The following is a 24,313-nucleotide window of genomic DNA, read 5'->3' on the forward strand; positions in this document are numbered from 1 at the left end:
CCCCCAGCGGCGCAGTATCTTAAACAGCTTACTGAAGCCATAGGCCGGATAGCGCTCTACAGCCTGCTGAAGCGCCAGAATGACGGCGTCGTTCCGACTGCTATTGGGTCGATAGCGATAGACCCAATCACTGATGCCAACAATCCGACAAGCTCTGCGAAGGCTGACGCCATAAGACTGCTTTGCGTAATCAACCAACTGTCGTCGTATTGCAGGCATTACAGCTTTTTTCGATGATGTTCTTGAGGATCTTATGGTCCAGGCTGAGTTCGGCGAACATCTGCTTCATGCGCCGATTCTCATCTTCCAGCACCTTCAGGCGTTTTACGTCCGAGGCTTCCATGCCGCCTTACTTGAATTTCCAGTTGTAATAGGTCGCATCGGAGATACCGTATTCACGGCAGACCTCTTTGACCAGGCGGCCACCTTCAACTCCCTTCAGGATCTTAACGATCTGAGTTTCTGTATAGCGTGACTTCTTCATCATGCGTTCTCCCTTTGGCTCAGTGTAAACCGGAGAACTCTAATGTGGAATGCCCTGAGTTCAGGGGATGTTTACACTGTCGCCAGGTCAGCGCGAACAGCTACTCAATATTCTCCGCTTTGATGGCGCCTCTGCCAGCGCATTTCTCATAGAAAATCATCCAGATAGTTGTCCCCATTGCCACTCTGTTAAGTTGTGTCCTTGGGGCTCAAGCCACGGTCTTCCTCGATATCGCTGCAAGTCCTGTAGCAAAACCTTCAACCCATTAACCGGCACTCCATTGGCCCGCTAGCGGAAAAAGGAGCATTGGCTGGCGTACGCTCAGTGTTTCATTGATGGCTTCACAGTCCGGCGCTCTGCAAAAGAGTGCCGAATAAACAAGAACACGGCCTTTCTCTGGCGTCACCGGTTCCTCAAGTTCATTGCCAACAAACAAGCTACCCAAGAGCATGGTGAAGTTGAGGCCGATGAAACCTTCTTTCTGAAGTCTAACAAATGCCAGAGAACGTTAGAGCGACCTGCCCGCGTCCGCGGCGGAGTAAGTAAATCCAAAGGTGGAGGAAGCGAAGACGAGGTTTCTGTACTCATTGTGCGAGACAGATCTGGGAAAACTGCGAATTTCATGCTGGAAAGACTTGATGCAAAACATGTCGGTGCCGCCCTGAGTTCGGTGTTATCGACGGATGCTTGTCTATGTACCGACAGGGCATCGGTCTACGCTGCGTACGCGAAAAGAGCGGGAATAAAGCGTGAAACGATTAAGACATCAGGGCCAAGAAAGCGAGGGCCATTCCACATACAGAATGTGAACGCCTACGACAGTCGGTTGAAAAGCTGAATGGTGCGTTTTCGGGGAGTCGCGACTAAATATCTGCCCAACTACTTGGGATGGCACCGAATGTTGGATCGCTATCGGTACCAATTGAATCAAAGGCAGTGCCTTAACGAAGTTGCTGGGTGGGGTGCAACAGTTACGTAAGACACAGCCTAAAAAAGCGGCAACGGTTTCATTCCGCGGAACAGAGGAATCAGTCCGGTTCATAACGCGCTATCAGGGGAAAATTCGATTGTCGCGGCTGTGTCAGTTTGTAGGTGTGTCACGATCAGGTTTTTATACCTGGAAGAAACGTTAGCCAAGTCAACGCGCCCAAACTGATTGTGTCCTGAGCACAGAAATTCAGCGACTTTTTCGTTTATCCAAAGAGCGCTACGGCAATCCTCGAATTCATGCCCAGTTGAACGCGTGGTTCGAAAGCGAGTGGCTAAGCTGATGTGTGAGCTTAACCTTAGGTCGCGGTCTGCCGGGGGTTAATGTCAAATAAAGAAACGGCAAAAAACTTATAGGCAACAGAAAACCTGTGGCTGACTAGTGACGGCCCAACTTCTGTCAATCAGCAATCGTCCGGCGACGTAACCTACTTAAAGCACAGACGGAAATGGTACTACCTGGAGGTGATACTCCAGAAAAGTTGTTGGTTGGTCATTCAACGATAATTAAACGTCAAAATTGACCAGAGGTACCCTGGTGAAAACGCTACGCACGAAGCGGCCAAAAGAGGAATTATTGTTCCATTCAAATCGAGGAATTGAATACCTAAACTAGAACCTACAGGGTTACTACAACCGACATGGCATCAGGCACAGGTTGCTGTATCGACAATGTCAAAGTTTCGTCATTTTTCCAAACATAGAAAGGCGAAATGTTTCAGGGGGCTCGATTCCGAGATCATTGGAAATTTAGAGACGAACTGGCTAACTACCTTGAACAGCTCTATAATTGCTGTCGATTATCAAGCCTAGGCTACCAAAGCTCGCGGCAGCTTGAGAAACTGGCGGAATAACAAATCCGAGCCTACTTTCTCTGGTCATGATAATATTTAATTATTCTATGGCCCCACTTCTAGTTTCACTTACATTAATGATGCAGAAATGTAACATGCTCAAAACCAAAAACGACTATCACGACACTTTAAACTAAGCACTCGGACTTTGCATAATTTTCTAACTTTACTACATGATTTACATCAATGGTAGTACTACTCACCATCAATACAGAACTAAATTTAAATAAATTTTTACAGATTTACCCACCACGTTAAACATGGTTAAGCAGACACTATCAGAAAGATTCATCAACTTCAAAATTTATGACTGGAATTTAACTTATCGTATAAATAATGTTTTGATTAAATACACTATAAATTGAGAAAAACTAAAATTTAATAAATCATCATCCATTTCAAATTTGATCATTGATATGGAATCACTAATGTTATTTTTTGAAAAATCAATATCACTGCATGCTGTTTTGTCTTGATATTCATCTTTGCTTTTTTCTAATCTATTCAAAACATTAACCTCTAATCAACAGCAATAATCAAATCAAAACATTAGTAAGTAAAACTAATACGTTTCAATTGTTACTTGAACCGAATCTTATCTATAAATGAATTCACTCAAAGCGAGTCATCCACTTCTTCAATAAAGCGTTTAGCTCATTTTGCTCATCATCATCCAATGGGTTATAAATACTATTTAACACTTCAAAATATAGAGGCATCCCTTTCTTTATTAACATTAGACCAGAATCTGACAACTCAATAAATACGCAGCGTCTATCCTCATTGCTATTCTCACGAAGGATTAAACCTTTCTGTTCGAGTTTATCTAGCCTGTTTGTCATCGCTCCTGATGTTAATAGAGTCTGCTTTATCAAATCACTAGGCATAAGCCTAAAAGGTGCTCCATTACGATAAAGAGTGGCAAGCACATCGAACTCGCCAGAGTTTATTCCAATTCTCTTATATACAGCTAGACGCTGCATGTCCAAGTGCTTATTTAACCGTGAAAACCTCCCGATTATCTCAACTAGCTCATGACTAAATCCAGAATGATTTTCTTTCCATTGTTGAGATATCTTATCAATATGATCGTGATTTTTACTCATGCTCTTTACGCTCATTAGTTCTTTAACCTAGCTTTACATGGAAGGTAATATACACCTATCGTCGATGAAATATGCCTAAACACACGCAACAACATGTGACTACATCAAACCCAATAAAATGGAATCCGATTTTTGAAGTCACGACTTCATCATATTGTTACAAATTGTGTTGGTCAAGGGTAGATTGCACCCAAGAACCGACTTAGAAGCCATCACGAAAATCAAGTGCAAAATACCAGCTCTACACTAACAGAAGCACATGCATCAGCAGAAGCATAATTATTGCTACCACCTACAAATTTCAGGCACTTACGTATAAGGCTAGTACCTAATCCGACGTATCAAGTTGAGCCTGTCACACAATCTTTTGGTATAAGAACTTTACCTTCAAATTATCTTGATGTAAAGTTACTTTCCATCAAGACATCGAGGATTTTTGATTTGAGAGTTTTCATTGCACTTTTAGGCCCGCTGCTGTGGGGGACAACTTACGCAACTGTATCGGCTTTTTTTGCTGATTGGTCTCCTTACGCCTTAGCAGCATGGCGCGCTTTACCAGCTGGTATTTTACTGCTGTTAGTTAAACCTAGCTTGCCAAAAATTTCTGAAGTTCCTACTTTGTTAATAATCGGATTTATTAATATAACATTGTTTTTTAGCTTACTATTTGCAAGTGCAATGCAATTGCCGAGTGCATTGGTAGGGGTTGGAATGATTACTCTCCCAGTCATCGGTTTAGTTGTAGTAATTTTAGTTCACAAAAATCAACCCAGTACTATACAGATTTTATCAGCAGTGATTTTGCTTTTCTGTTCATCCTATTTGTTTAGTTCATCTAAAAGTGATATCAGTGTATCTTCAGTGCTTTATTTGATTGCAGCAATGGCAGTCCTAATTTTCGGCAGCATCATAACAAAATCCGCAATGAAGAAGGTTGACTGGTGGAAATTACTCACCTGGAAGTTAATCTTTGGTGGAATAATGTTACTACCATTTGCTTATTGGCAACAATATTTAAGTGGATCTCATTATCCCGACCCATTTTCATTATCATTTTCTCAATTAGCGGCATTGATTTGGCTAATCATTGGAGTGACATCTGTTAGTTATGGAGCCTATGTTTACTCAATACCCAGGATAAGTACAAGTGAACTCAGTTTTTTTGGAACTTTAAATCCAATTCTTGCAATGGTGTTAGGCGCTACAGTCATGGGGGATGATTTTAGTGCTGTTCAAATATCCATAATGGTGGTAATGATAAGTTCAAATTTGGCTGCACAGTTATATGAAAGGCGACTGAATCAACGTTCGGAGCAGACTATTATTTCATACTAATTATAAGAGTTTGTTCTTTACAGTTAATGGCAGTGTGAACAGAATGTGGGGCATTCTCTATACTTAACCAGTGGCTTACGTCGTTTGCGTATTCCACTCAGGGACTTCGTTTAGACTATGGTTTATTGATGCGTTCATATGATTCCGCTATCAATAGACACAGTACTGTCCATGCCGGACCCTAAAAGGCCGGCTTAGACACCCTGATGAGCAACTTTTGACAAATCAATGTTCGGCGTTTTACCTTGCTAACATTTTCGGGTTTGGTTATCCGCGTGGTGTTGCTGATCAATTCATTCTCTAGATGGGCTTTCCTAGGTTTAATTGACTATCTGACGGAAAGGCTTACGTGAGTGTTATAACGTTGTTTGTTTATGGCTTTGACACAAGCCAACGCTTCACAGACCTGTGCATCATAATCACGAAGGCTGAGCTTAGAACTAATAAATTACTTGTAACGATACATCGCTGTCAAAGACAACGACCTCTAGTGAGAGTTGTTGTCCTTTTTTTCACTAGATCAGTTCACCATCTTTCAGTGCTCGAACCACTACACTTTGTAGATGACCTTCTTCCCAATGTCCGGCGTATGAACGCGGTGGAATGCAAGATTTTAATGGCGATACATTTTGTATCTCGCTCTTAATTTTACAACATTCCGAAAATCACGAAATAACGTTTGTAGTTCACGGGATACAGTTTTTAATTCACGAGTTATCGTGGTTTTGGGTCACCTTTAACAAAAATAGTCACTAAAGCCCTGAATAATAAGGTTGGCATACAGCTTGCAGAGATATCTCCGAAGTGAAAATGATATACAACGTGAATTAGGAATAATAAATGAAAATATTAAATAAAATAACTGTTGCCCTTGCAGCCTCTATTCTATCCGGAAATGTTTTAGCTGCAAATGTCATTGAGCTCACCGGGAATAAGCTCACAATTGACCAGATCTATAAGATTGGTCAAGGGGAAGCGAATGTCGCTACCTCCAAGTTGGGTCTTAAACGTGCAAAGCGGGGTTATGACGTCCTCATTGGGTCTGCTAAGCAGGGCATGGGTGTCTATGGTCTGACAGTAGGCGTAGGCTGGAACAAGGATCAGCCAGTTTTCGGGAAAGACGGTAAGTTGAGCCCTGAATTGCTGTCACTGTCTAAGACATTCAACCGTGATTTAGTCTATGCCCACAGTGCAGCTGTTGGTCCTTATATGCCAAAGGAATTGGTCCGTATGGCCTTGGTGATCCGCTTGAATCAGTATTTAACGGGTCACATAGGTGTTCAGGCTGACATTATTGACATGTATAAGACTTTTCTTAACCACGATATTGTCCCCCTTATTCCTGAGCGAGGTACTGTAGGTACTGCTGATATCCTTCCTGGAGCTCATATAGCTCTCGCCATGATCGGAGAGTGGGACGTCTACTACAAAGGTAAGCGCCGCGATGCTAAAGAAGTGATGAAAGAACTTGGAATTAAGCCCTTGCAGTTAATGGGTAAAGACGCTCTCTCAATTTTCTCCAACAACGCTTTGGCTGTAGCCTATGCCACGGATGTAGCATATCGAGCAGAACACCTCCTTGAGGTTGCCCCTCAAATGGTAGGCATGAGTCTAGAAGCCCTAAATGGCAATGTGTCCCCTTACCTGGAGCAAACTGTAGTAAATCGTCCTATGCCTCACGTTAAAGAAGTTGCCGGAGACGTAACTGCTATGTGGCAAGGGTCATATCTGTGGCAGGAAAATGAGCAGCGAGCCCTACAAGATCCCCTAGCCTTGCGTGGCTCTCAGTGGGCTATTGCGGCAGCACGAGATGAACTCGATGGCCTAAAAGGCTTGCTCAACATCCACTACAATTCGTCTGATGACAATCCATCCATTGTTTTAAACGCTGAGGCTGCTCGTTTACAGAGTCCCGATGCTCCGCGGGTTAAACATTACTTCGTAGATCAAGGTAATATTCAGGGCGCAGTCTTTTCGTCCTCCAACTTTGAGCCTGTGCAGTTAGCGCTCCGTGTCGAGGGTCTGACCGTAGCTTTGGCCCACGTAAGTCGTGACGCCGTGTACCGCACCCTGAAACTGTCTGATCCCCACTTCACTCACTTGACCCGCTTCCTGAATGCTCCTGAAAACCATGGTCATGGCTTTGGGGCTATCCAGAAGGTACCAGTAGGTCTATTTACTGAGATCCGTAGCCTGGTTAACCCTGTATCCTTGGACGGTATGGCTGTTGCTGGTTACATTGAGGATACTTACAGCAATATGATTCTAGCGAGTCAACATGCTGAAAAGGTCATCGATAATACCTACTACATTCTAGGCGTAGAGCTCATGCATAGCTCTCAGGGCATTGACATCAGGAAAAGGGCTGGAACACCAATCGGTAAGAAGACTAATAAGATTATGAAAGACTATAGGAAGGTAGTTAAATTCGTGGATAAAGACCGCCCATTCACTGTGGATATTGAGGCATCTAAGCGTTTCGTAACACATTTATAATCGAACTTTTGCTTCAGCTCTTGAGGCTCAAACACTTCTGGGCCTCACCTTTTTTCATTGCATTGGAATAGTCTGCACAGTCGGCAATTTTAAGCCACTCTCATAGCCTGTATCTTAAGCACTCAGGTGTTACTAAACAGGCTCCATGCTTTTCACCTGCTGAGCTCGGTAGCAGTTTGTCTCGATGAAGTTAATTACGCAACTCAAACAAAATGACGGAAACTCTGCTAACGCCCCTTGGATTCCCGCGCAGTGACGTGGCTCAACGGCATAGGCGGCAAGTTGGAGAGCAGATCGCCCCCGTACCTCTTGGTGACCAATCGCGGGTCATACACCACCAGATCCTCCCACCACGCCAGTGAACGCACCAACCGTCCCGCCATCTGGCTCAGGGCCAGGGAGCAGCGCGGCAGCATGCACTCAAAGAACTGACGATTCTCGGCCACCAGTTCGGCCTCAGCCTCACTCAAGGGGTCACTGAGCATCGGGAACGGCAACTTGGCGATCCCCACAAGGGTGAGCAACTCCTTCTCCAGAGACAGCCCCTCAGCCAGTGACGCGGTCCCCACCAGCACAGACCGCTTATTAGCCTTGAGTCGGGCCTCATGGGTCGCCAACAGCTCCTCCCTCGGCATGTCGTATTGATTCAGCAGCGCATCTCCATAGCTGGCGGCATAACGCTCCATGAGCAGGTTGAGCTGACGCTTGGAGCAGAACAGCAGCAGCGCCGCCTGGTGCCCCTCCAGGCGGCTCAGGAAGTCCTGAGCGATAGCCAGGGTATGGGTGTCATCAGAGTGTGGCCGTGGCTCAGGCAGTGAAGGAGGCACAATCAATCGACTCTGGCTCTGGTAGTCAAAAGGCGAGGCGACACAGCGGAAGAACGCCTTGAGCTGGTCGATGCCCAGATCCTGGCGCAACCGCTCGAAGTGGCCACAGGTACGAAGGGTGACTGAGGTCAGCACCGTACCGATGTACTGAGTCCAGAACTGGTCATGCAGGGGCTGGTTCACGGCCACCGGGCAGGCATGCAGGGTGATGGTTCCGCCATTCTCCTGGACCCACTTGGCGATGGGGGCGCCGGAGAACAGCTGGTCACTGAACAGGCCCAGCACCTCAATGACGTTGGTCAGTGGAAACAGCACAGAATTGAGCTTGAGCTGCGCCGCCGCCTTCTGAGCTTCGTCGTTAGTGGAGCTGCACTCATGGTCAACGAGCTTCTCGGACAGTCCATTGAGGGCCGCCACCAACTTAGACAGAGGCGCCCGGACCCGATTGATGATCTTGGTGAACTCCTCAGGCAGCTGACCCCGGACAAACCGCAGCTGACGCACGCCGTCACGGTCAGCCTGCTGAGTCTTGATGCAGCTGTCCATCCACTGCTTCAACTCCACCACCGCATTGGCCAGACCCTGTGCATGGTTCTGGTGCTTATCCAGCCACTGAGTCTGCTTGAGCAGGTTGACGGCAAAGCTGTGAATGTCCTCCAGGTGGAAGTTGGCCTCAGCCAAGGTGCCCAGGCGCTCCAGCACCAGGGCACGGGCAATGCTGTCACGAAAGGTGTCCTTGGTATGATGCGCCTCATCCAGCACCATCAGGGTGTTCTCCGGTGCGGGAAGCACTCGATGCTCACTGTCGGCCCAAACCAGGGCGTGATTGGTGATGATCACATCGGCTTCTGAGGCCTTGCGGCGATTAAGCTGAAAGCCACACTGACTGTAGTGGCGACACTGGGTCTTGGTGCAGCTCTCCTGGGAGCACGCCACCTTACGCCACAGGCTGCCCGGTGACGCCGGTCACCGGGCAGTTGTCCCGCAACCCATCCCAATGCTCGTCACTGACCTCAATGGCCTGTTCTATCCAGCGCTGCTCCCTCTCGGTCAGGTTCTTACCCTGCTCCAGCCCGGGCATCAAAGCTGTCTGGCCGGCACCCGCCAACTGCTTATCGGCATTCAACCGGCAAAAATAGCGACCGCGGCCGGCCACCAATAGGGTCTTCAGCTTCATGCCAGCCCGGGCCAGCATGGGAAGGTCGGAATTAAACAGTTGCAGCTGCAGGCCCACATTCGCCGTGGCCACCACCAACTGTACCTTGAGCACCTCCTCCTCGGCCTCCTCCCTGGCCAGGGTAAACGCCTGCTGCAGCGCGGTCATCGGCAGCAGATACCCCAGCGACTTGCCAACGCCGGTCTGCCCCTCGATCACGCACACCCGAGCCTCCCCCTCCTCAAGACCAACGCCGCCGCAGACATTGGCCACATCGGCGATCATCTGGTTCTGGCCCGAGCGTGGTCGAAACCCAGGCACGCGCTCAGTCAGACCGCTGAGCAGTTTCCGGCAGTGATCCCGCATACAGCCGTTCAGCTGCATAGGCATACACAAAGCTCCTTTTCCTTGAGTGTCCACTCTATCAACCACCGAAAACCGCGCAGCTGCGGCAACCTCAACAAACCAGTTACTCCAGCACAAAACAATTTACTGCCCCAACAAAAAAGTGCAATAAGTTGAATAAATGAACAAAAACATTGCAAAACACCATTCACCAGTATAAGTTTTGAGCATCACAAGGAGGGTGAGTATGAGGCTGGAGATCTGCAATGAGGAGCTCAAGGAGCACCTGGCGTCAATACAGGAACGCTCAGGCAAGCTGGTCGAGGTTGAGGAGTACTTGATGAACCTGGTGCGCTGCTGCCCGAAGCAGCTGCGTGAGCAAGCCTACTGGTCTGCCAACAAAGGCAGCGCCATGGTCAACTACAACAGCATCTTCGAAAGCGGCCCCCGCCCCGAGCTACGCAAGGCGGTGAATCAGCTGAGCTACAGCGTAAAGACCTTCGTTAAGGGGTTGGTCGATGACGGTCAATTCAGGCTCAGTGGCCCCAAGAACTTCCACCTCTATCGCCTACATCAAGCCGAGTGCTACTACCTGCTCCGGGCCGAGCTGAAGAATAAGGATCTGCTCATCACCCGCAAGTACCGTCGCAAGCTCAAGGCGCAGACCATCGATTTAAGCGGTGCCATCTGGCCCGACTTACTGAGCGCCATCGACTCGTGCTGCGACTGCACCATGCAGGGCGCCGAAGCGGTTCTGATCTACAAGGTACACAACCCTGAACTCCTGATAGGCCTCATCCCGAACCTGGTCGCCACCTACACAGACAAAGCTAAGCAATAGTTATCTCGATAGCCACTTCAACTTAGAAGACCGCTACTTGAGCAAGATGACTTGATCAAGGGGAGCGCCGTGCAACAACACGCCGCTCTTGTTAAAGCACCCTCAGTTTGTGCAAGATCATGAAAATCTGAGAATTTATTCGATTTTGTTGCACTATGCTTATTGTGGTATTTATCAGGATAGGCTGCTGCAATGACAGCCAGCTAAGGCATACAACCAATCGTTCCAGCAAAGACGTCAACAATCGCCGGTTGTTGTTCGTCCCTCGCAGATTATGACCGGCCTGATGCTGCTGCGTGGCGATGCCTCAGGTCTCGAAATAGAGTATGGAGGACATCGTGAAACTAGCTTTGGAAACTATTAAGATTTTGCTGTTATTGGCCATTGCCGTTCTCATAGGCATGGGTCTTTTAAAAGGGCAAGACTCAAGTAAAGTTAATTTAAATAAATCTTCTCTAGCAGTTAAAGTGAATGAAGAGCCAACGGCTGATGCCAAACAACGTGAAAACGATCTGAGAAAGATAATGGAGCACAGACTCATCCATCTGTTCAAGTTCCCAGAAAACGTCAAGTTTCAGGATACCAAGTATCACTATACGCGCGTCTACCAAGATCATGGCATCAAAGTCGTTCCAGAAGAGGAATTGGAGTTTGCTACCCTATGTGGTCAGTACGCCGCGCCAAATGCCATGGCTGTTTATGGAGCAATGCGCCCGTTTTATGCCGAGATTGCCGTAAATAACGAAAGCAAAGGCCTGACGAGTGAGGTGTGGCTGGACATCGATGGCGATATTAAAAAGTTGATAACCAGCACCGCACCTATCACCGTTGATGGTGACCGGACCGAGTTTGAAGAGCGCTATTCAAAATACTGTGGCGATACTAACACCATGTTCATGGGCGCCTTCAAAGAGTATGAAATGGGATACACAGCACTCACAGTGAAACTCGACCTTATGCTGATGGAAGATCTAGTAAAACATCCTGGGGCAGAGGACTCGTTGAGAAAATGTTCCAGTTCTGGAGCGTCCTACACGTTCTGTGTCAATTCAGAATATTGCAAACAAGAAAAACAACTTGGCAAGAGCATATCGGAAGGTTGTGAAGCCCAGCATCGTCTTTGCCAAACTTTAGGTAATGACGCAGAGTGTGAAGCCATGCTAGCAGCAGCAAACAAAACAGAGAAATCCACGAAACAATAAACACAGCTTCCTAGTTGCTCGGCTCCTGCATCCTTTATTGCAGGGGCCTGATACCTAGCAAGTATGCATTGGACAGTAATTGCCATCTAGCGGCTTAGATGTATGCATTTGCAGCAGTAGTGGGATACTGTGGATTGCTTCTAGGGGCTAAGCTTTTCGTTATTCAGCCAATGCAGCAACGGCCTGGCGCAGCCGGTCCACCATGGCCTGCCCGAGATACTTTAGGGCAAACACATCAAGATGAAACACTGGGTCGCCGCTCAGCACCAACCGGTGCTCACTAAGCTTGTTCGCTTCGGCCACGTGCCCTACAAAGTAATCGAAGCAGCCCTGCAGCCCCTGGCTATGGTCCAGTGCCAACAGCGCCTCCGAGTGGTTGCCATTGAGGATAAGAAACAGATGATTCTTCAAGACCAGCGCCGTGGTGACAAAATCATAATCGAAGGTGATGCTGTAGTAACTCAGATAAAGCCATCAAAGTTCACAACTGTGGGTGAGCAATAAAGTCTCATACTGAGTAATAGAGATTCATACCAAGTAATAAAGAATCATACTCGACTGGCAAGAGCCCAACGTCTCCTGCCGCTACATTTCGGTCACTGGAAAGCTGAATAGAGTTTAAGGAAGTTGTGGCGATTCAGTAGTTACGCTGGCCCAGTTTGGGACCAATCAGCTGTTTAAAGCGATACCTCTCCGTCTCGCATAACGAGTGCAGCTGGTAGTCATTGTCTCTTTTCCACTGCGACAGTTCATCGTTCCTCAGAGCTCGTACGGCCTCAACGACAACATTGGCTACCGGTCCACGGCTGGGGCGGCGATACTTTGTTTCCACGGTCTTGGCTCGCTTGCTGATACAGCTATAAGTCGGTGATTTTAGTGGCACATTTATCAGCACAAAAATCGAGTCCAAAAGCCTTGTAAAGTTCGCAGAGGCAAGTTGAATATTCCTTTTACCATCAGGGCTGTTTCGATGGCAGCATCACTGTACTGGAAGCCCCGCCCTCTGCCACCATGGTGCTCTGTGTAATGCCAACTCTTTACCGCCTAGTCATCCACCCAGAAGGTAATGGATCCACGTTGAACCATTGCATTGAGGTATTTCGGCCAATTGATGATTCTTCCTTTGGACTTGCCCATGAGCCGCCTCCGACAGTAATGACGGGAGATCAGATCACAGCCCTCCAGAAAGATTTAATTCGTTTAGGAAACAGAAATCATACAAAATGGTTGCAAGTCAGCAAGATCGAGTTTACATTCGTTGTCCTTTTGATTTCCTAATTGGTGTATGTGTTGAATAAATTTATTGCAATAGGTGGATTAATTTCTCTGATTTCTTTTAACAGTTTTGGGAAGGTTATTGATTGTTTAGAATTGATACCAAATGAAACATTACAATTGCAAATCACAAAGAAAAGTGGTTTCCAGAATTGCTTCTCTATAATAAACCTTCCTGAGAATCACAAAATTGCATTCATGTCAATATCAACTGAGTCAATTAATAGCAAGATTATATTACATGATATACGCGATCCGGGAGAAGCTAAGTATATTGCTGAATACAAATCAGACAATAAAGGAACAACATTTATAGATACAAACTCCACAGATCGGAGCATAGCATTCGTTTACCGACCTCTAAATTATTTAAGTTATAATAAAAACATGGATATAACTTATATGATCATGGATGATACAGCAAGAGTTATAATTGAAGTGAATAATGGCAATTATGTTCATACAAACACTCCAGTAAAAAAACCTTCGAAGAAGTGTGAACGAGGTGTGTGCCGCCATGAGCCCTAATAAATTATTTACAGTAGTTTTATCAACCTTCGTTTCATTCAGTGCGATTGCTCTTTGTACGATTTCAGAGGAATCACCTGCAGGAAAGGCTGATGGATTTAATAAAAATCAACACATAAAAAAATTTAAAGTTATAAACTCTATACTAGCTACACACGCAATTAACTCGCCAGTTAGCGCAGAATTATGGCGTGCGGCGTACATGACGAAAATGTTTGCACCGAGGAAGATGTATGACTTGAAGAATAGTCAAGATCCAAATATGCGAAGTTCGCAAGAGTTTGGTAACTATTTTTATGGTTTTGCAGCACAACAGATGGGATATTCAAAGCAGGAATCGTTAAAAGCTGGTGCAATTGTACAGCAATATCAAAATTATAATAATGACAAAGACGAGAACTATCGTGATTTAGGTGCACTTGCTTTGGGTCTTTTGAATGCCGTAGCAACTGGTGCAGGTGACAATGCTGATGATGCTGATCCAATAGCTGGAGGTTGGATGTATGGCTCAGCCGTTTATGACAACGATGAAAACGCTATGAATAGTGCAGATTCTTGTGATGAGAACAATTCTCAGTCAGGCTCTAGCTCTGGTGGCGGCGGTACTAGCGGAGATAGTCATGATGTAAATGATATATACCAACCTGGTTGGTTGGGTGGAAGCTTTATTGGAGATATATGCTTTAGTTTTTGTGGCGGTACTGTTACAATAACTGACTTAAAGTTGCATTATTAAAACTTGGATGGTCGGCCCAATAATAGTGCCGACCAATAACTATAGTGTTTCTGGAATAAAAATGCGCCGTAACTTATTTATCATTAGTATTAACTTAACACCTTTAGCATTATTTATAATAATGTTTAATTCAAGCTTGGATTTTTTTTGGGTCGATTCAGAATTTTTTATTATATTGAATTTAATTGCTATAATTTTTTTTATATTTTTCTCTTTCCTCCTATCAAACTTGATGGTGAGTCAGTTCTCTAAATATTACTTCACTTTTAATTTGATAATTTCTATGATTCTCGTTTTATCGTTTGGTGGACAAGACTTTATTTCTAAGGAATCAACAAAGAACGACACAAGGATTGTTATTTCTGCTGTTGACGGAGGTGCATTCTCTACAACTTCATTCGTCAAAATCCAAAAAATAGACAACTATCTTGTTTTTTTTAAAAAACGAAGTACTTTACTAATTGTAAATGATGTCTATAAAATAGAGCCGTATTTAATCAAGGATAATAGCATTTTATACAATATAGAATTATATGACAGATCAAAAAGTACTATTTCAGTAAATGTAAACTAGTTATAAGTGCCCCGCTTTTAGTGAAACGCGTAATTGGAGTTTTCTGGTGCAGTTGGTTTGACTATATTACCCTCACCCCCCCATAAACGCTGGAACGGTTTGAGATTGAAACATCGCAGTATCCTTACTGAAGACGAGTTCGGGTTAGATTCAGACTACCCCACCGTCCAAATGCCACCACAGGCGCTGCCCGCGCCCGCGTCACCGGATAGTAACCTCCGGCCCCTGCCCTCTTTGTCCCTGGCTGCCCACTCTCGAGTCACGCTCAATCAGGCAACACACTAAACGCTGTACTAGACTGCCCAAACCAAACGTTTGTGGTCAGAGTGCTACCCTGGTGTACGTCATGAAACTGCCACCGGTACTTAGTTCTCTCGTATTCATTGCCCGAGGAAAGAATAATATGAAAGCAGTATTGGTGCTCTGTGTTTGTCTTGTTTCTACTCATTGCTTGGCCGATGGGAATAGCCTTCTTTCTGGATGCAAATCAACGATAGCTATGTTCAATGGCAAGCTGGGTAATAGCACGACAGGAGTGAGTGAAGGCTTATGTTTAGGCACAATAAACGGCATGAGATACATGAATGAACTTTACTCAACCAGGCTTAAACAACATGAAACATTCTTCTGTGTGCCCTCGCAAGTCACGGCTGGCCAACTAGTTAGAGTGGTCGTAAAATACCTAGAAGAAAACCCATCACAATTACATATCCACGAAGGCTTTCTTATCTCGACAGCCCTGGCGACTTCCTATCCTTGTAAAACCCATTAACGGCTGCCTCAGAAGCCAAACCCCAGCCCATGATCATCCCTGACATGGTTTGGCAGAGCCCGTGCCATGTGGTCGAACACAGCCAGATTCTTCACATAGCCTTCAGGATTGTTCTTGGCCGTGTCGATCACCTTGGCCAACTCAGCCTGATTGAAGGTGATATAGGGCCAGGCTGGCGTAACTGTGCTCATCAGTTCAAACATGGTTAAAGGGTTACGACTGTCGAGGTGACTCTGCAGTTCGGCCTGGGAGTTCAGGGGCTGAATGTCGCAGGTCATCATGGTGCGGCGACTAAACTCATGGGCCACGGTAAAGCCTGAAAACGGCTGATCGCGGCAATACGCTCCCGCATCCAGCCGTTCGTTCAGCCGCTTCTCAAGGAAGGCCGAAGAGGTGCCAAGCTCAATGGAGTCCAGCATCTCAACAAGCGCCATCGCCCGGTCAGAGGTTATCCTTTGCTCAATGAGCGCCCGGTGGATGCTCAGCATAATCTCCGCCCGGTTTCTGTCGGCGACCCCCACCCTTAACGCCCATTCAAACTCACTGAGCACCTGGGCCGACCATTGATAGAGATATGCCTTGGAGACCGGGTGATCCCGCAACTGCTTGATTATGGCAGCGCCGGCGCGAGATAAGATGCCAGCAATCAGTCCGCGCGGCACCGCGTCCAGGTCGTCTACCCAATGACCATGGTGCAGCTCAACTCCAAAAGCCCAACTGTTCAGCAGCTGCTCAGGTGGCCACCCACTGCTCATCTTATCCATGAACACATCGCGCGCACCGACGAATCCGAACAGGGTGGCGTTGAGTGTCCGCCATATCTTGGGCGTCAGTTGAACGTCGTGCTCCACAAGGGAGGGTGAGGGGGTTGCATTGCGCCTGCCAATGCTGTGCCAATAGCGACTAATATCATCAAACCGAGCACAACGAAGATTGGCGGCAGCGACCTCTTTGCTGAGGGCGTGCGCATCGTTCATCATCGCCCGTTCCCTGGATTTGCCATGGGTCAGTTGCGCTGACACTTCATCAAACGGGTGTGGTCGTTTGCTAAACATGGTTGTTCTCCGGCTGAACCAATGGATTAAGCCGAAGCTCATCGATAAACTGGCGGTCTGTGTCTGTCAAGTGAGGCTTGAGCCACTCCGGGTACAGATTCCAGTCCGCCCGGGTCATTGGATAGCAAACACCCTGCAGCCGCTCCCTGGCCGACTCGTCAAGCCACTGCCAGTCCTGTGCGCTATCCTCTGAGCTGATGATGCCTGTGGTGACCCGAAGCCTGTCTCTCAGTGATATCTGGACTAGGAGGCTGGGGTGGGGAAGGTTGGAGTCGTCTGACAGCTTGGCCCCAACCTTCAACCGCTGAGACAAATCACCCCAAGAGGGCCGTTGACAGGTAGCACCAGTCAGGTCCTGGCGAGAAAGGAAGTCGTTGATGGTCTCCTGGTACGGAGAGGCTTCGATGCCCAGCCCAACCCTTACCAGGCGGTCGAGAAGCGGGGGATCCTCATAGGCAGTTATGGCCAAAGAGGCCGCGGCCAGGTAATTGCAAACAAGAACAGAAGAACACACATCCCTATGGCCGTAGGCTCTCATCGACGCGAATACCGACTGGCCAAACTGAAAATAGGCCTCCATCAAAGTCTTCCGCTCACTGGCGACCTGGTTGATTGGCTTAGCAAGGGCTAGGTGGGGATAAGTCTCGAAACAAGTCGCAATGTTAGTGAGGGTGGAAGCGCATTGCTCCTTCGCCCACCTCTCAGCCTCATCGGCATTGGCCCATGCCTTGTTGAGGCGACGTCGGGCCCCGGCCAGGGCATTTGCTGCGCAAGCGGTTTTCCTGGCTTGCCTTTTCAGTAAGTACGAATCAGCGAAGTCGATCATTCCCTGGCTTAAACGTCGATGGTCCATCATCAAGTTCCTTCAGTCAGTCAATCCCTAGCATAGGGACAACCCCGCTCCAAGGATAGCCCAGCCCTAGATTTTGCACGCACCGCCGGCACAGCCATCATCTTGCTCCGCCTGCTCCGACTGGCCATCGCGAGTGTTCTGGTAGTAGAGGGTCTTGAGGCCGTACTTGTAGGCGGTCAGTAAGTCTTTGAGGAGCACCGACATAGGCAGCTTGTTGTCCTCGAACCGGCCGGGGTCGTAGTTGGTGTTGGCGCTGATGGCCTGGTGTTAATAGCCAGCCAAACAGCCCGTATTATGGTCATTGTTCGCCGGACAAAAGCAAGCCAAATTAGAGCGGTAGCCGCCCAATACAGAGCTGTTCGTCGCAGATCTGCCGGGAGCTCCCACATGATTTATACAACCGGGTATCAAAACTTTGTATGGTTGTCACTGCTGAACAAAGATGAGGCTCACCCCACTCGAGACCTGCTCCTTAGTTGATCGGCGGGTACCATTCAAAGAAGCTGTGCACTTCCTTCAGAGGTTCACTTGCTTTAACAAGCGAGCCAGAAACCGCATATTTGCTCACCTTGTCTTCATGACGTGCAATGGTTTTTAGCCCGACGAACGCCATTTCCTTACCCTGTAAAAGCTCTGCCGATTTCAAACTACCACACGCCGGAATTTCCGGTGACATAACCAAATAGTCGTTGTTGACTGTTAAAACGGCAAGTACCGATCCACAACCGGAACCACCGGTGAACGACTCGAACAAAATGAACTCGGTACCATCATCAACTGGACCGAACTTTGTTGCTTCAATACCAACCGATGTCCTATGACCGAAAGTGACCCCATTGAATTTAAAGTCATAGGTGGCGTTGATACCCATACGCTCGCTAACAGACACAGATAATTCACCATTTCCAATCGCAAGTTCAAAGGGCGCTTCAATCGCCATCACTACATTTGAAAAAAGCAATGCAGCCGTAGGCACCAACATTTTATAGATAGTCTTCACAAAATAACCACACGTGAGTTCGTAGATTTGGAGCCATAATACACCAATTAATACAATGACATACAAAAAAAACAGCAAAACCATATTCACATCGATCGAATCCCAGATGACTTTCAACAGTCTGATATATTTCCGACTTGTTGCGCTCCCCTAGTAACGCGCCGAAACGCGGTTGTTAGTTGCAGCTCTATCCGCAACGCCGCAATGGTTTGTATGACTGGGCAATAATTCATGGCAAAGCTGTCACTGCTACAGACCGTCAACCGGTGACGCTGATAGCGCCGAAATGCGCTCTGATTTTCTTCCTGGCTGTCATTTGAATAAATTAATGAATACCATCAGGCTGGGGGGCCATACCCCACTCCTTTAGATGGGCTTCACATAAAGATGAGTCTTGCAGCGCAGACAAGTCGGTACGCCGGACGCAGACTTTTTGCGCTCGAATGTATGACCGCAGCCTGAGCAGTGGAAGCGTTGAAGCCTAGGTGCTGGCATCAAATCGCCCACACTAGACGCTGTACGTTGAGGATTCTTAAGGTTATCAAACTTAGATCGCCAATAAGCCCAGTCTTTATCGCTTTGCTCCTTAGTCGGCGGTGCAGTTACCTCACGCTCCCTCAGGGTTGCTCTGGCCCTTTCAAATGACCCCTTTGAACTACTGAGGGGCTCATGTGGCGCTTCAACTATTCGGACCTGTGGCGGCTCTGCCCGGGGGGAGCTCGATGGGCTTGGGTAGATCGGTTCCCAAGAAAGATCAGGGGCTGGCTCGGCTTGCAGCTGCTCTTTCTGCTTATCCCACTTTATCGCCGCCTGGTGCATTCTGGGGTGATAGATCCACGTGGAGTGCTTGCTCAGCTCTTTGAGGTACTGGCGAAGGGCATCGACATAGCCCTGCCCGGGCTTAAGGTCGGCAAACTGCAACCTGAGGGGAAGCAAGTTGAGATCCAGCCACCCGCAGTGGTGTTCCTCAGAGACCCTGGGGTCAAGTTGGGACGGCTGCCGGCTCAATGAGATGAACAGCTCAAAGCCATCGACGGTGCCGCCCAGGTCGATGGACTCATCGAACGGGTTCGGCCGGTGGCTCTCGACCTCCCTGAGCCGGATCGTCTTCTCTTTGCAGAACAAGATAGGCTTAGGCTTGGCGCAAATATCTAGGGGGTAGCATTGGCTCGGGGTGGTGAAGAGATCGCCTGCATTGAGCAACTGCACCATCATCCGTCTCACAGACGCCTCAAAGGCCAGATCGCAGGCAACCTCCTGGTCACGATCCTCACGGGAGTGGGCGAAGTGCCAGATGTAGATGTCCCCTTGCTTGGCAACCAGGGGATGAGAGCATGAGGGGCAATGGCAGTCGCAGGCGCGACCGCGGGTAACCTCGGTAATGTCCTTGAGATCACCCGTAGTGTTGCAAACCCCAAAGGGGATCAGGTTCCCATCCATGGTACGAGCTCAAAATGGTGCTTGCATGTGTTAAGCAGATACCGCCGTCAGCACTTTGTTCAGTCGAATCATAATGTCACTGGCAATTTTGGCGCCGAGCGAGTCTGCGAGCTGTCGATACTCCAGTACAGCGGCAACATCATCCTCTGTGGGGTTCAGGGTGTTGATAGCCAGGATCTCAGACTCCAGTACCTTCAGCATGGCAGTTTGGCGTTTCAAGACCCGGGCCTCAGGGGAGGCTGCGGCTTCAGCTGCCAGTCTCTTACGCTCAGCCTCTTCACGCTTATTAGGCAAAACCTGATTGGCCGCTTCCTCGTCATAGTTCACCAGAAAGCGGATCTTCTCGGCGGTTCGGCCACGCTTAATCACTTCAAAACCTTTACCGGCCTCGTCGCGAGGCGACCACACCCCATTGGATGCCTTAAAGATACGCTGCAGGGGGCGCTCTATGACAGACACGCGGAAGGTCTTAAAGCCCTGGCCAAAATCCTTCAGATCGATTTCAAGCATTCTGGTCAGCTGCTCAATCCCAATCACATAATCACGTTCGTTCTTAAATTGGCTGATGAAATCCAAAAGACGTTTGTCATAGGTGGAGTTCAAGGTCATGAACAGCCGCAGATTTACAATCGATACGCCATTAGTCTCATGAAGAATTGCCTCTTTCACCTTGGGATTCACCGTCAGTTTTAAGATGCCGTTGTCGTAACTGCTGCGGCCAAGCAACTGCTCCTTGATCCAGCCTTCATCGGTATCGGACGGGAAAGTAAGCACCTTGGACATCATCCCTTCGATGGCACCCTCCCCTTCCGAGTTGCGGGTGAACATCACCGAAAGACTCTTCTTGGGCTTAAACATCAGCTCACTGAGCTCAGTCAAGTCGTAGGTGTACACATCCGGGATCATGTCGGGATCGATGTCTAGCGTGGCCAGCTCCGTCGAAGTGGGTTTAGCGTTCCCCAGAGCCTTTGACTTTTCGTAGCGAAGGTTAGTCGCTTCCTCTTTAATGCTCTTGATGAGCACAGTAAAAATATTGAGCTGATTGGGTGAGAGCTTACCCTGCGCTCTGACGACCGGCGTACTTTTTTTAACAACCAACGCTGGCAGCTGTTTTTCATTATTTTCTTGAGACATTGGACCGTTTCCCCTGATGGCCTACAAAAGGTATCAGTTAGGAAATTGAGCTGCAACCTATTACGATCGATTTTATCCACCGGGCGATCCTTAGCCCTTAATCCCTGTAATTACAGCGATAACGAGTGAGTAAGTACCAACTATAGCCCACGGCTACATTCTGCTGCCTATTTGAATACCTGTAGCTCTGCATGCCACTTCCCTGGCACCAGACCGAATAGGATGTCCGAAGACCATATTGTTTGATCACTCACATTAAAGTTTGATCAGTTTAATGGCCCACGACAGGCCCATGCTCCCTTGTATCTCCTTCCAATGGCCGCAGTGGCGCCACCACAGACCGCCCAGGGCGGCCACAGATCCCATAACGACAAAACCGGCTCATGGGCCGGTTTTGTTTTCTAGGTGTGTACGATTTAATGCACAAACCTATACTGTGCATGATATAGTGCACAACGACCGCCTGTGTATCAAATTATACACACCTGCGAGGTGTGTATAATTTAGAACACACTACGCCTTAATCATGAGTCTCTTCGAAAAGGACAAGGAGCCCCTAATGGCACTAGCCGCAGTCTTAACCGGCGATATCGTCAACTCACAGAAGATGACGACAATCGAGCACCAGCGCTGTATTGCAACTTTGGATCAGATCATGGAGCACTGCCAGAAGAACTATGGTGCCCAGGGGGAGATCTACCGTGGTGATTCGTTTCAGCTATATACAGAGCAGCCTGAGCACGGTTTGACCATGGCACTGCTGTTTCGCCTAGGCCTGCTGTCCAGCAGCGATAAACGCCCGCTGAACGACGCGAGGATCTCCATTGCTGTTGGTCCGTCAGATGGGACCGGCGATAAGGTCAGAAGCTCCAGCGGACCAGTCTTCGTGCTTTCCGGCCGAGCGCTCGAAGAGATGGGCAAGGAGCGACTTTGTTTCTCCTCCCCCTCCTCACAGCTCAACGCGTTCTACCAGGTGATCTTTAAATACCTAGATCACAGTTTGGGTGAGCTCAAACACAAGAGCGCCCAGGCCTTGCTCCTACGGATACAAGAGCCGGATGCCATCCATGAAGCATTAGCTAAACAACTGGAGATCGACCGAACCACTTTTGTGCGTTCCTTGCAGCGCGCTGGTTACGCCGAAATCGAAGCAACCCTAGCACTGTACCAAAGCGAGACCCTCAACCCTGATTATTGGGCACAGCCTTCCAAAGAACAGGAGGGTGAGCAATGAGCGATCTCATCTTTCTGCTGTTACTGCTGACTGGACACCTGCTGGGTGACTTCTACCTGCAACCCAATCGTTGGGTGGAAGAACGAGTCCAGAACCGTGCTAGATCTGCATGGCTCCCTGTCCATGTGCTGGTTCACACTGGGATCACAGCAGCCTTCGTGACTCTTTATGCCCACACTTTAGCCCCAGTCGTTTTTGCCGCTTTGGTGATGTTTGTCAGCCACTATCTGATCGATCTCTTTAAGGCTCACCGTCCACAAACGCTAGTTTGGTTCCTCCTGGATCAATTAGCACACCTAACGGTGATTGGTCTGCTTTGGCTGTGTCTCACTGAACAGTCGGTAGTCAATGCCATTCGGTCGTCCTTATCCGGGATCAATGGCAACCTGGTACTGACAGGGATCGCCTACCTGCTGGTGATGAAGCCTGCGTCAGTGCTGATATCTACGGTGCTTGGTCGATGGGCTGATGACTTTGAACAACCAAATGCTCAGGGAAACGATGAATGCGCTAAAAATGCCCATACCCTGGCCTCAGCAGGTGAGTACATAGGTTACCTTGAGCGCGGTCTTATCGTCACTTTCGTGCTGGTAAATCAGATCGCTGCCGTAGGTTTCATTCTGGCAGCGAAATCGGTTTTTCGTTTCGGCGATCTCAATGGTGCCCACGACCGAAAATTCACGGAATATGTCATGTTAGGCACTCTGATCTCCATCGCCTTCGCTCTGGTGGTTGGTCTTCTCACGGCGAAAGCCATTGGGATCGACATCACCAAGTAAGAGATCGGGCTGACTCTGCGATTAAAGCGGCCAGAGAGATCGAAGCCCCGAATGACCGCAATGTGGTGTTTGAAGACACTCCGGCGCGAAGCGCACTGAAAAAGTGATCAATCTAAACGACTGATTGAAAGATAAAATGCCCAGCCCCCCTGATACTGATCAAACATCATTGTCGCCGGACATAGGGATCAGGATGTAGTCTGACTACGTTTTGATCCCCTCATTCTCTCCCGTCGCTGGGGCATTCTGTTGCCATTATATCCAAACTATTGGCATGCTCGACGCACCATAGGGATCAACCTGTAGTCTGGCTACGATATGATCCCGTTTATCAAGGCCACCAACTGGCTGATATGTAGCCCCTTGCGACAAAACGTAACCACAACCGCCTTATTGACAGGCATCAGTATGTTGTCGAACCACTGCGCTGCCCCCAGGCTCGGGCCAAAATGGGATCAGAAGGTAGCCCTACTACAATGTGATCCCTTTAATCTCATGCCCGACCGGGATCAGAACGTAGCCCTACTACGAGGAGATCCCCCAACCCTTAGGTCAGAAGGGATCAAGTTGTAGTCAGACTACGATGTGATCCCCACAAAACTGCGGTAAGGGGAACTATCTGTGGCCGTTTAGGGAAGTTTCTGGGATCTGAATGTAGCCCTACTACTATTTGATCCCCTCAGTTGGCCTCTAAACGGGATCGGGATGTAGCCTCACTACGAATTGATCCCGGAATTGTGGATGCCAATAGGGCTCAGACTGTAGCCGTACTACGATTTGACCGCGCTTTTCAGGGGGCAAAGGGGATCCGTTTGTAGCCTGACTACGAAGTGATCCCAAGATCATGGGGTAAAACAGGGATCAGAATGTAGCCCTACTACTATTTGATCCCCTGATTGCCACAGAGAAACGGAATCAATTTATAGCCAGGCAAACGAAAAACCGAGCAATCACTAAGTGATCATGCCGAAATTGGTTAAGCTTGCACCAAAATAACACCAACACTCGCTCACCCCATTAGGGATCAGAATGTAGCTTCACTACAGATCGATCCCTAATTTTCCGTAACAATGGGGATCAGAACGTAGCCCTACTACGATGCGATCCCATTGGCTCTGCTGGCACCGGGCAGCGCACTGAGCCCGCGTACGGCTTACCTCTCGCACCTATACGGATAGGAATAGCGTAGTTAAACAAACACATACTGTGAGCGCCTACAAGCCAGGGGCAATAGGACGATGGACAAAGCGCGGCTAACTACAATAGGGATCAGGATGTAGCCACTACAAAATGATCCCAC

18 protein-coding genes and 5 pseudogenes are annotated in these 24,313 nt (G+C 48.1%); 10 read left to right on the forward strand and 13 right to left on the reverse strand.

All coding sequences use genetic code 11. The features are described 5' to 3' along the window. Positions 1-484, reverse strand: a pseudogene (locus H598_RS26040) (transposase); the annotation flags it as partial. Between the two features lie 67 nt (positions 485-551). Here H598_RS26040 and H598_RS26045 point away from each other — a divergent pair. After that, positions 552-1,463: pseudogene (locus tag H598_RS26045) on the forward strand (IS1595 family transposase). 1,473 nt (positions 1,464-2,936) lie between these two features. Here H598_RS26045 and H598_RS0112565 read toward each other — a convergent pair. After that, complete coding sequence (locus H598_RS0112565; protein WP_028113333.1) at positions 2,937-3,431, reverse strand: MarR family winged helix-turn-helix transcriptional regulator; 495 nt, start codon at positions 3,429-3,431, stop codon at positions 2,937-2,939. A 441-nt stretch (positions 3,432-3,872) separates the two neighbouring features. Between H598_RS0112565 and H598_RS26050 the strand changes: the two genes are divergently transcribed. Beyond that, a complete protein-coding gene (locus H598_RS26050; protein ID WP_084144457.1) occupies positions 3,873-4,766 on the forward strand; it encodes a DMT family transporter in 894 nt (297 codons plus the stop codon). Between the two features lie 328 nt (positions 4,767-5,094). On the opposite strand, the pseudogene H598_RS26995 reads toward H598_RS26050, so the two are convergent. After that, positions 5,095-5,380 (reverse strand): annotated as a pseudogene (locus tag H598_RS26995) (hypothetical protein); the annotation flags it as partial. Between the two features lie 226 nt (positions 5,381-5,606). Between H598_RS26995 and H598_RS0112570 the strand changes: the two are divergent. Next, the gene (locus H598_RS0112570) at positions 5,607-7,262 is read left to right on the forward strand and encodes an HAL/PAL/TAL family ammonia-lyase (RefSeq protein WP_028113334.1); all 1,656 of its coding nucleotides are present in this window, start codon (positions 5,607-5,609) and stop codon (positions 7,260-7,262) included. 227 nt (positions 7,263-7,489) lie between these two features. On the opposite strand, the gene H598_RS0112575 is transcribed toward H598_RS0112570, so the two are convergent. Beyond that, complete coding sequence (locus tag H598_RS0112575; RefSeq protein WP_028113335.1) at positions 7,490-9,025, reverse strand: helicase C-terminal domain-containing protein; 1,536 nt, start codon at positions 9,023-9,025, stop codon at positions 7,490-7,492. Between the two features lies 1 nt (position 9,026). Continuing rightward, entirely contained in the window at positions 9,027-9,635 is a 609-nt protein-coding gene (locus H598_RS0112580) for an ATP-dependent DNA helicase DinG (protein ID WP_156897027.1), read from the reverse strand. A gap of 202 nt (positions 9,636-9,837) precedes the next feature. Here H598_RS0112580 and H598_RS0112585 point away from each other — a divergent pair, with 202 nt between their 5' ends. Then, entirely contained in the window at positions 9,838-10,431 is a 594-nt protein-coding gene (locus H598_RS0112585) for a hypothetical protein (protein WP_028113337.1), read from the forward strand. A 338-nt stretch (positions 10,432-10,769) separates the two neighbouring features. Further along, positions 10,770-11,633 carry a hypothetical protein gene (locus tag H598_RS0112590; protein WP_156897028.1) on the forward strand — a complete coding sequence of 288 codons (864 nt, stop codon included), beginning with the start codon at positions 10,770-10,772 and terminating at the stop codon, positions 11,631-11,633. Positions 11,634-11,792: 159 nt separating this feature from the next. Here H598_RS0112590 and H598_RS24215 read toward each other — a convergent pair whose 3' ends face one another. Beyond that, the gene (locus tag H598_RS24215; protein ID WP_051252703.1) at positions 11,793-12,044 is read right to left on the reverse strand and encodes a hypothetical protein; all 252 of its coding nucleotides are present in this window, start codon (positions 12,042-12,044) and stop codon (positions 11,793-11,795) included. Positions 12,045-12,273: 229 nt separating this feature from the next. Next, positions 12,274-12,770 (reverse strand): annotated as a pseudogene (locus H598_RS27000) (transposase); the annotation flags it as partial. Positions 12,771-12,923: 153 nt separating this feature from the next. Here H598_RS27000 and H598_RS26535 point away from each other — a divergent pair. The 3 genes from H598_RS26535 to H598_RS26540 all read left to right on the forward strand — a co-directional run bounded on the left by H598_RS26535 (position 12,924) and on the right by H598_RS26540 (position 15,518). Continuing rightward, positions 12,924-13,436, forward strand: coding sequence for a hypothetical protein (locus H598_RS26535; protein WP_156897029.1), 513 nt, complete (start codon positions 12,924-12,926; stop codon positions 13,434-13,436). Beyond that, positions 13,426-14,172, forward strand: coding sequence for a polymorphic toxin type 44 domain-containing protein (locus H598_RS24220; RefSeq protein ID WP_156897030.1), 747 nt, complete (start codon positions 13,426-13,428; stop codon positions 14,170-14,172). Before H598_RS26535 ends, H598_RS24220 begins: the two co-directional genes overlap by 11 nt. A gap of 977 nt (positions 14,173-15,149) precedes the next feature. Further along, positions 15,150-15,518 (forward strand): Rap1a/Tai family immunity protein, encoded by a 369-nt coding sequence (locus H598_RS26540; protein WP_156897031.1) that lies wholly within the window; start codon positions 15,150-15,152, stop codon positions 15,516-15,518. An 8-nt stretch (positions 15,519-15,526) separates the two neighbouring features. Here H598_RS26540 and H598_RS0112605 read toward each other — a convergent pair whose 3' ends face one another. From H598_RS0112605 to H598_RS0112630, 6 genes and pseudogenes are all read right to left on the reverse strand, one after another. Beyond that, entirely contained in the window at positions 15,527-16,573 is a 1,047-nt protein-coding gene (locus tag H598_RS0112605) for a hypothetical protein (RefSeq protein ID WP_028113340.1), read from the reverse strand. Then, complete coding sequence (locus tag H598_RS0112610) at positions 16,566-17,429, reverse strand: hypothetical protein (RefSeq protein ID WP_169629266.1); 864 nt, start codon at positions 17,427-17,429, stop codon at positions 16,566-16,568. The genes H598_RS0112605 and H598_RS0112610 overlap by 8 nt, the downstream gene beginning before the upstream one ends. Positions 17,430-17,492: 63 nt before the next feature. Further along, positions 17,493-17,690, reverse strand: a pseudogene (locus H598_RS26065) (hypothetical protein); the annotation flags it as partial. Between the two features lie 208 nt (positions 17,691-17,898). Continuing rightward, complete coding sequence (locus tag H598_RS0112620) at positions 17,899-18,543, reverse strand: hypothetical protein (protein WP_028113342.1); 645 nt, start codon at positions 18,541-18,543, stop codon at positions 17,899-17,901. Between the two features lie 249 nt (positions 18,544-18,792). Beyond that, on the reverse strand, positions 18,793-19,866 hold the full coding sequence (locus H598_RS0112625) for a competence protein CoiA family protein (protein WP_028113343.1): 1,074 nt from the start codon (positions 19,864-19,866) through the stop codon (positions 18,793-18,795). Between the two features lie 30 nt (positions 19,867-19,896). Further along, on the reverse strand, positions 19,897-21,000 hold the full coding sequence (locus H598_RS0112630) for a replication initiation protein (RefSeq protein ID WP_028113344.1): 1,104 nt from the start codon (positions 20,998-21,000) through the stop codon (positions 19,897-19,899). Positions 21,001-21,559: 559 nt separating this feature from the next. Here H598_RS0112630 and H598_RS0112640 point away from each other — a divergent pair. Together H598_RS0112640 and H598_RS0112645 are read left to right on the forward strand one after the other, a co-directional pair. Then, on the forward strand, positions 21,560-22,234 hold the full coding sequence (locus H598_RS0112640) for a hypothetical protein (RefSeq protein WP_028113345.1): 675 nt from the start codon (positions 21,560-21,562) through the stop codon (positions 22,232-22,234). Continuing rightward, positions 22,231-23,013 carry a DUF3307 domain-containing protein gene (locus tag H598_RS0112645; RefSeq protein ID WP_028113346.1) on the forward strand — a complete coding sequence of 261 codons (783 nt, stop codon included), beginning with the start codon at positions 22,231-22,233 and terminating at the stop codon, positions 23,011-23,013. The genes H598_RS0112640 and H598_RS0112645 overlap by 4 nt, the downstream gene beginning before the upstream one ends. Positions 23,014-24,313 lie beyond the last annotated feature (1,300 nt).

Source organism: Ferrimonas kyonanensis DSM 18153 (assembly GCF_000425405.1).
Classification (GTDB): Bacteria; Pseudomonadota; Gammaproteobacteria; order Enterobacterales; family Shewanellaceae; genus Ferrimonas; species Ferrimonas kyonanensis.

Excerpts from the sequence above, each read along its gene's own strand:
- H598_RS26540 (WP_156897031.1), top strand. The coding sequence starts at position 15,150 with ATGAAAGCAGTATTGGTGCTCTGTGTTTGTCTTGTTTCTACTCATTGC.
- H598_RS0112610 (WP_169629266.1), bottom strand. The coding sequence starts at position 17,429 with ATGATGGACCATCGACGTTTAAGCCAGGGAATGATCGACTTCGCTGAT.
- H598_RS0112605 (WP_028113340.1), bottom strand. The coding sequence starts at position 16,573 with ATGTTTAGCAAACGACCACACCCGTTTGATGAAGTGTCAGCGCAACTG.
- H598_RS0112640 (WP_028113345.1), top strand. The coding sequence starts at position 21,560 with ATGGCACTAGCCGCAGTCTTAACCGGCGATATCGTCAACTCACAGAAG.
- H598_RS0112645 (WP_028113346.1), top strand. The coding sequence starts at position 22,231 with ATGAGCGATCTCATCTTTCTGCTGTTACTGCTGACTGGACACCTGCTG.
- H598_RS0112625 (WP_028113343.1), bottom strand. The coding sequence starts at position 19,866 with ATGGATGGGAACCTGATCCCCTTTGGGGTTTGCAACACTACGGGTGAT.
- H598_RS0112570 (WP_028113334.1), top strand. The coding sequence starts at position 5,607 with ATGAAAATATTAAATAAAATAACTGTTGCCCTTGCAGCCTCTATTCTA.
- H598_RS0112630 (WP_028113344.1), bottom strand. The coding sequence starts at position 21,000 with ATGTCTCAAGAAAATAATGAAAAACAGCTGCCAGCGTTGGTTGTTAAA.
- H598_RS0112580 (WP_156897027.1), bottom strand. The coding sequence starts at position 9,635 with ATGCCTATGCAGCTGAACGGCTGTATGCGGGATCACTGCCGGAAACTG.
- H598_RS0112565 (WP_028113333.1), bottom strand. The coding sequence starts at position 3,431 with ATGAGTAAAAATCACGATCATATTGATAAGATATCTCAACAATGGAAA.
- H598_RS24220 (WP_156897030.1), top strand. The coding sequence starts at position 13,426 with ATGAGCCCTAATAAATTATTTACAGTAGTTTTATCAACCTTCGTTTCA.
- H598_RS0112585 (WP_028113337.1), top strand. The coding sequence starts at position 9,838 with ATGAGGCTGGAGATCTGCAATGAGGAGCTCAAGGAGCACCTGGCGTCA.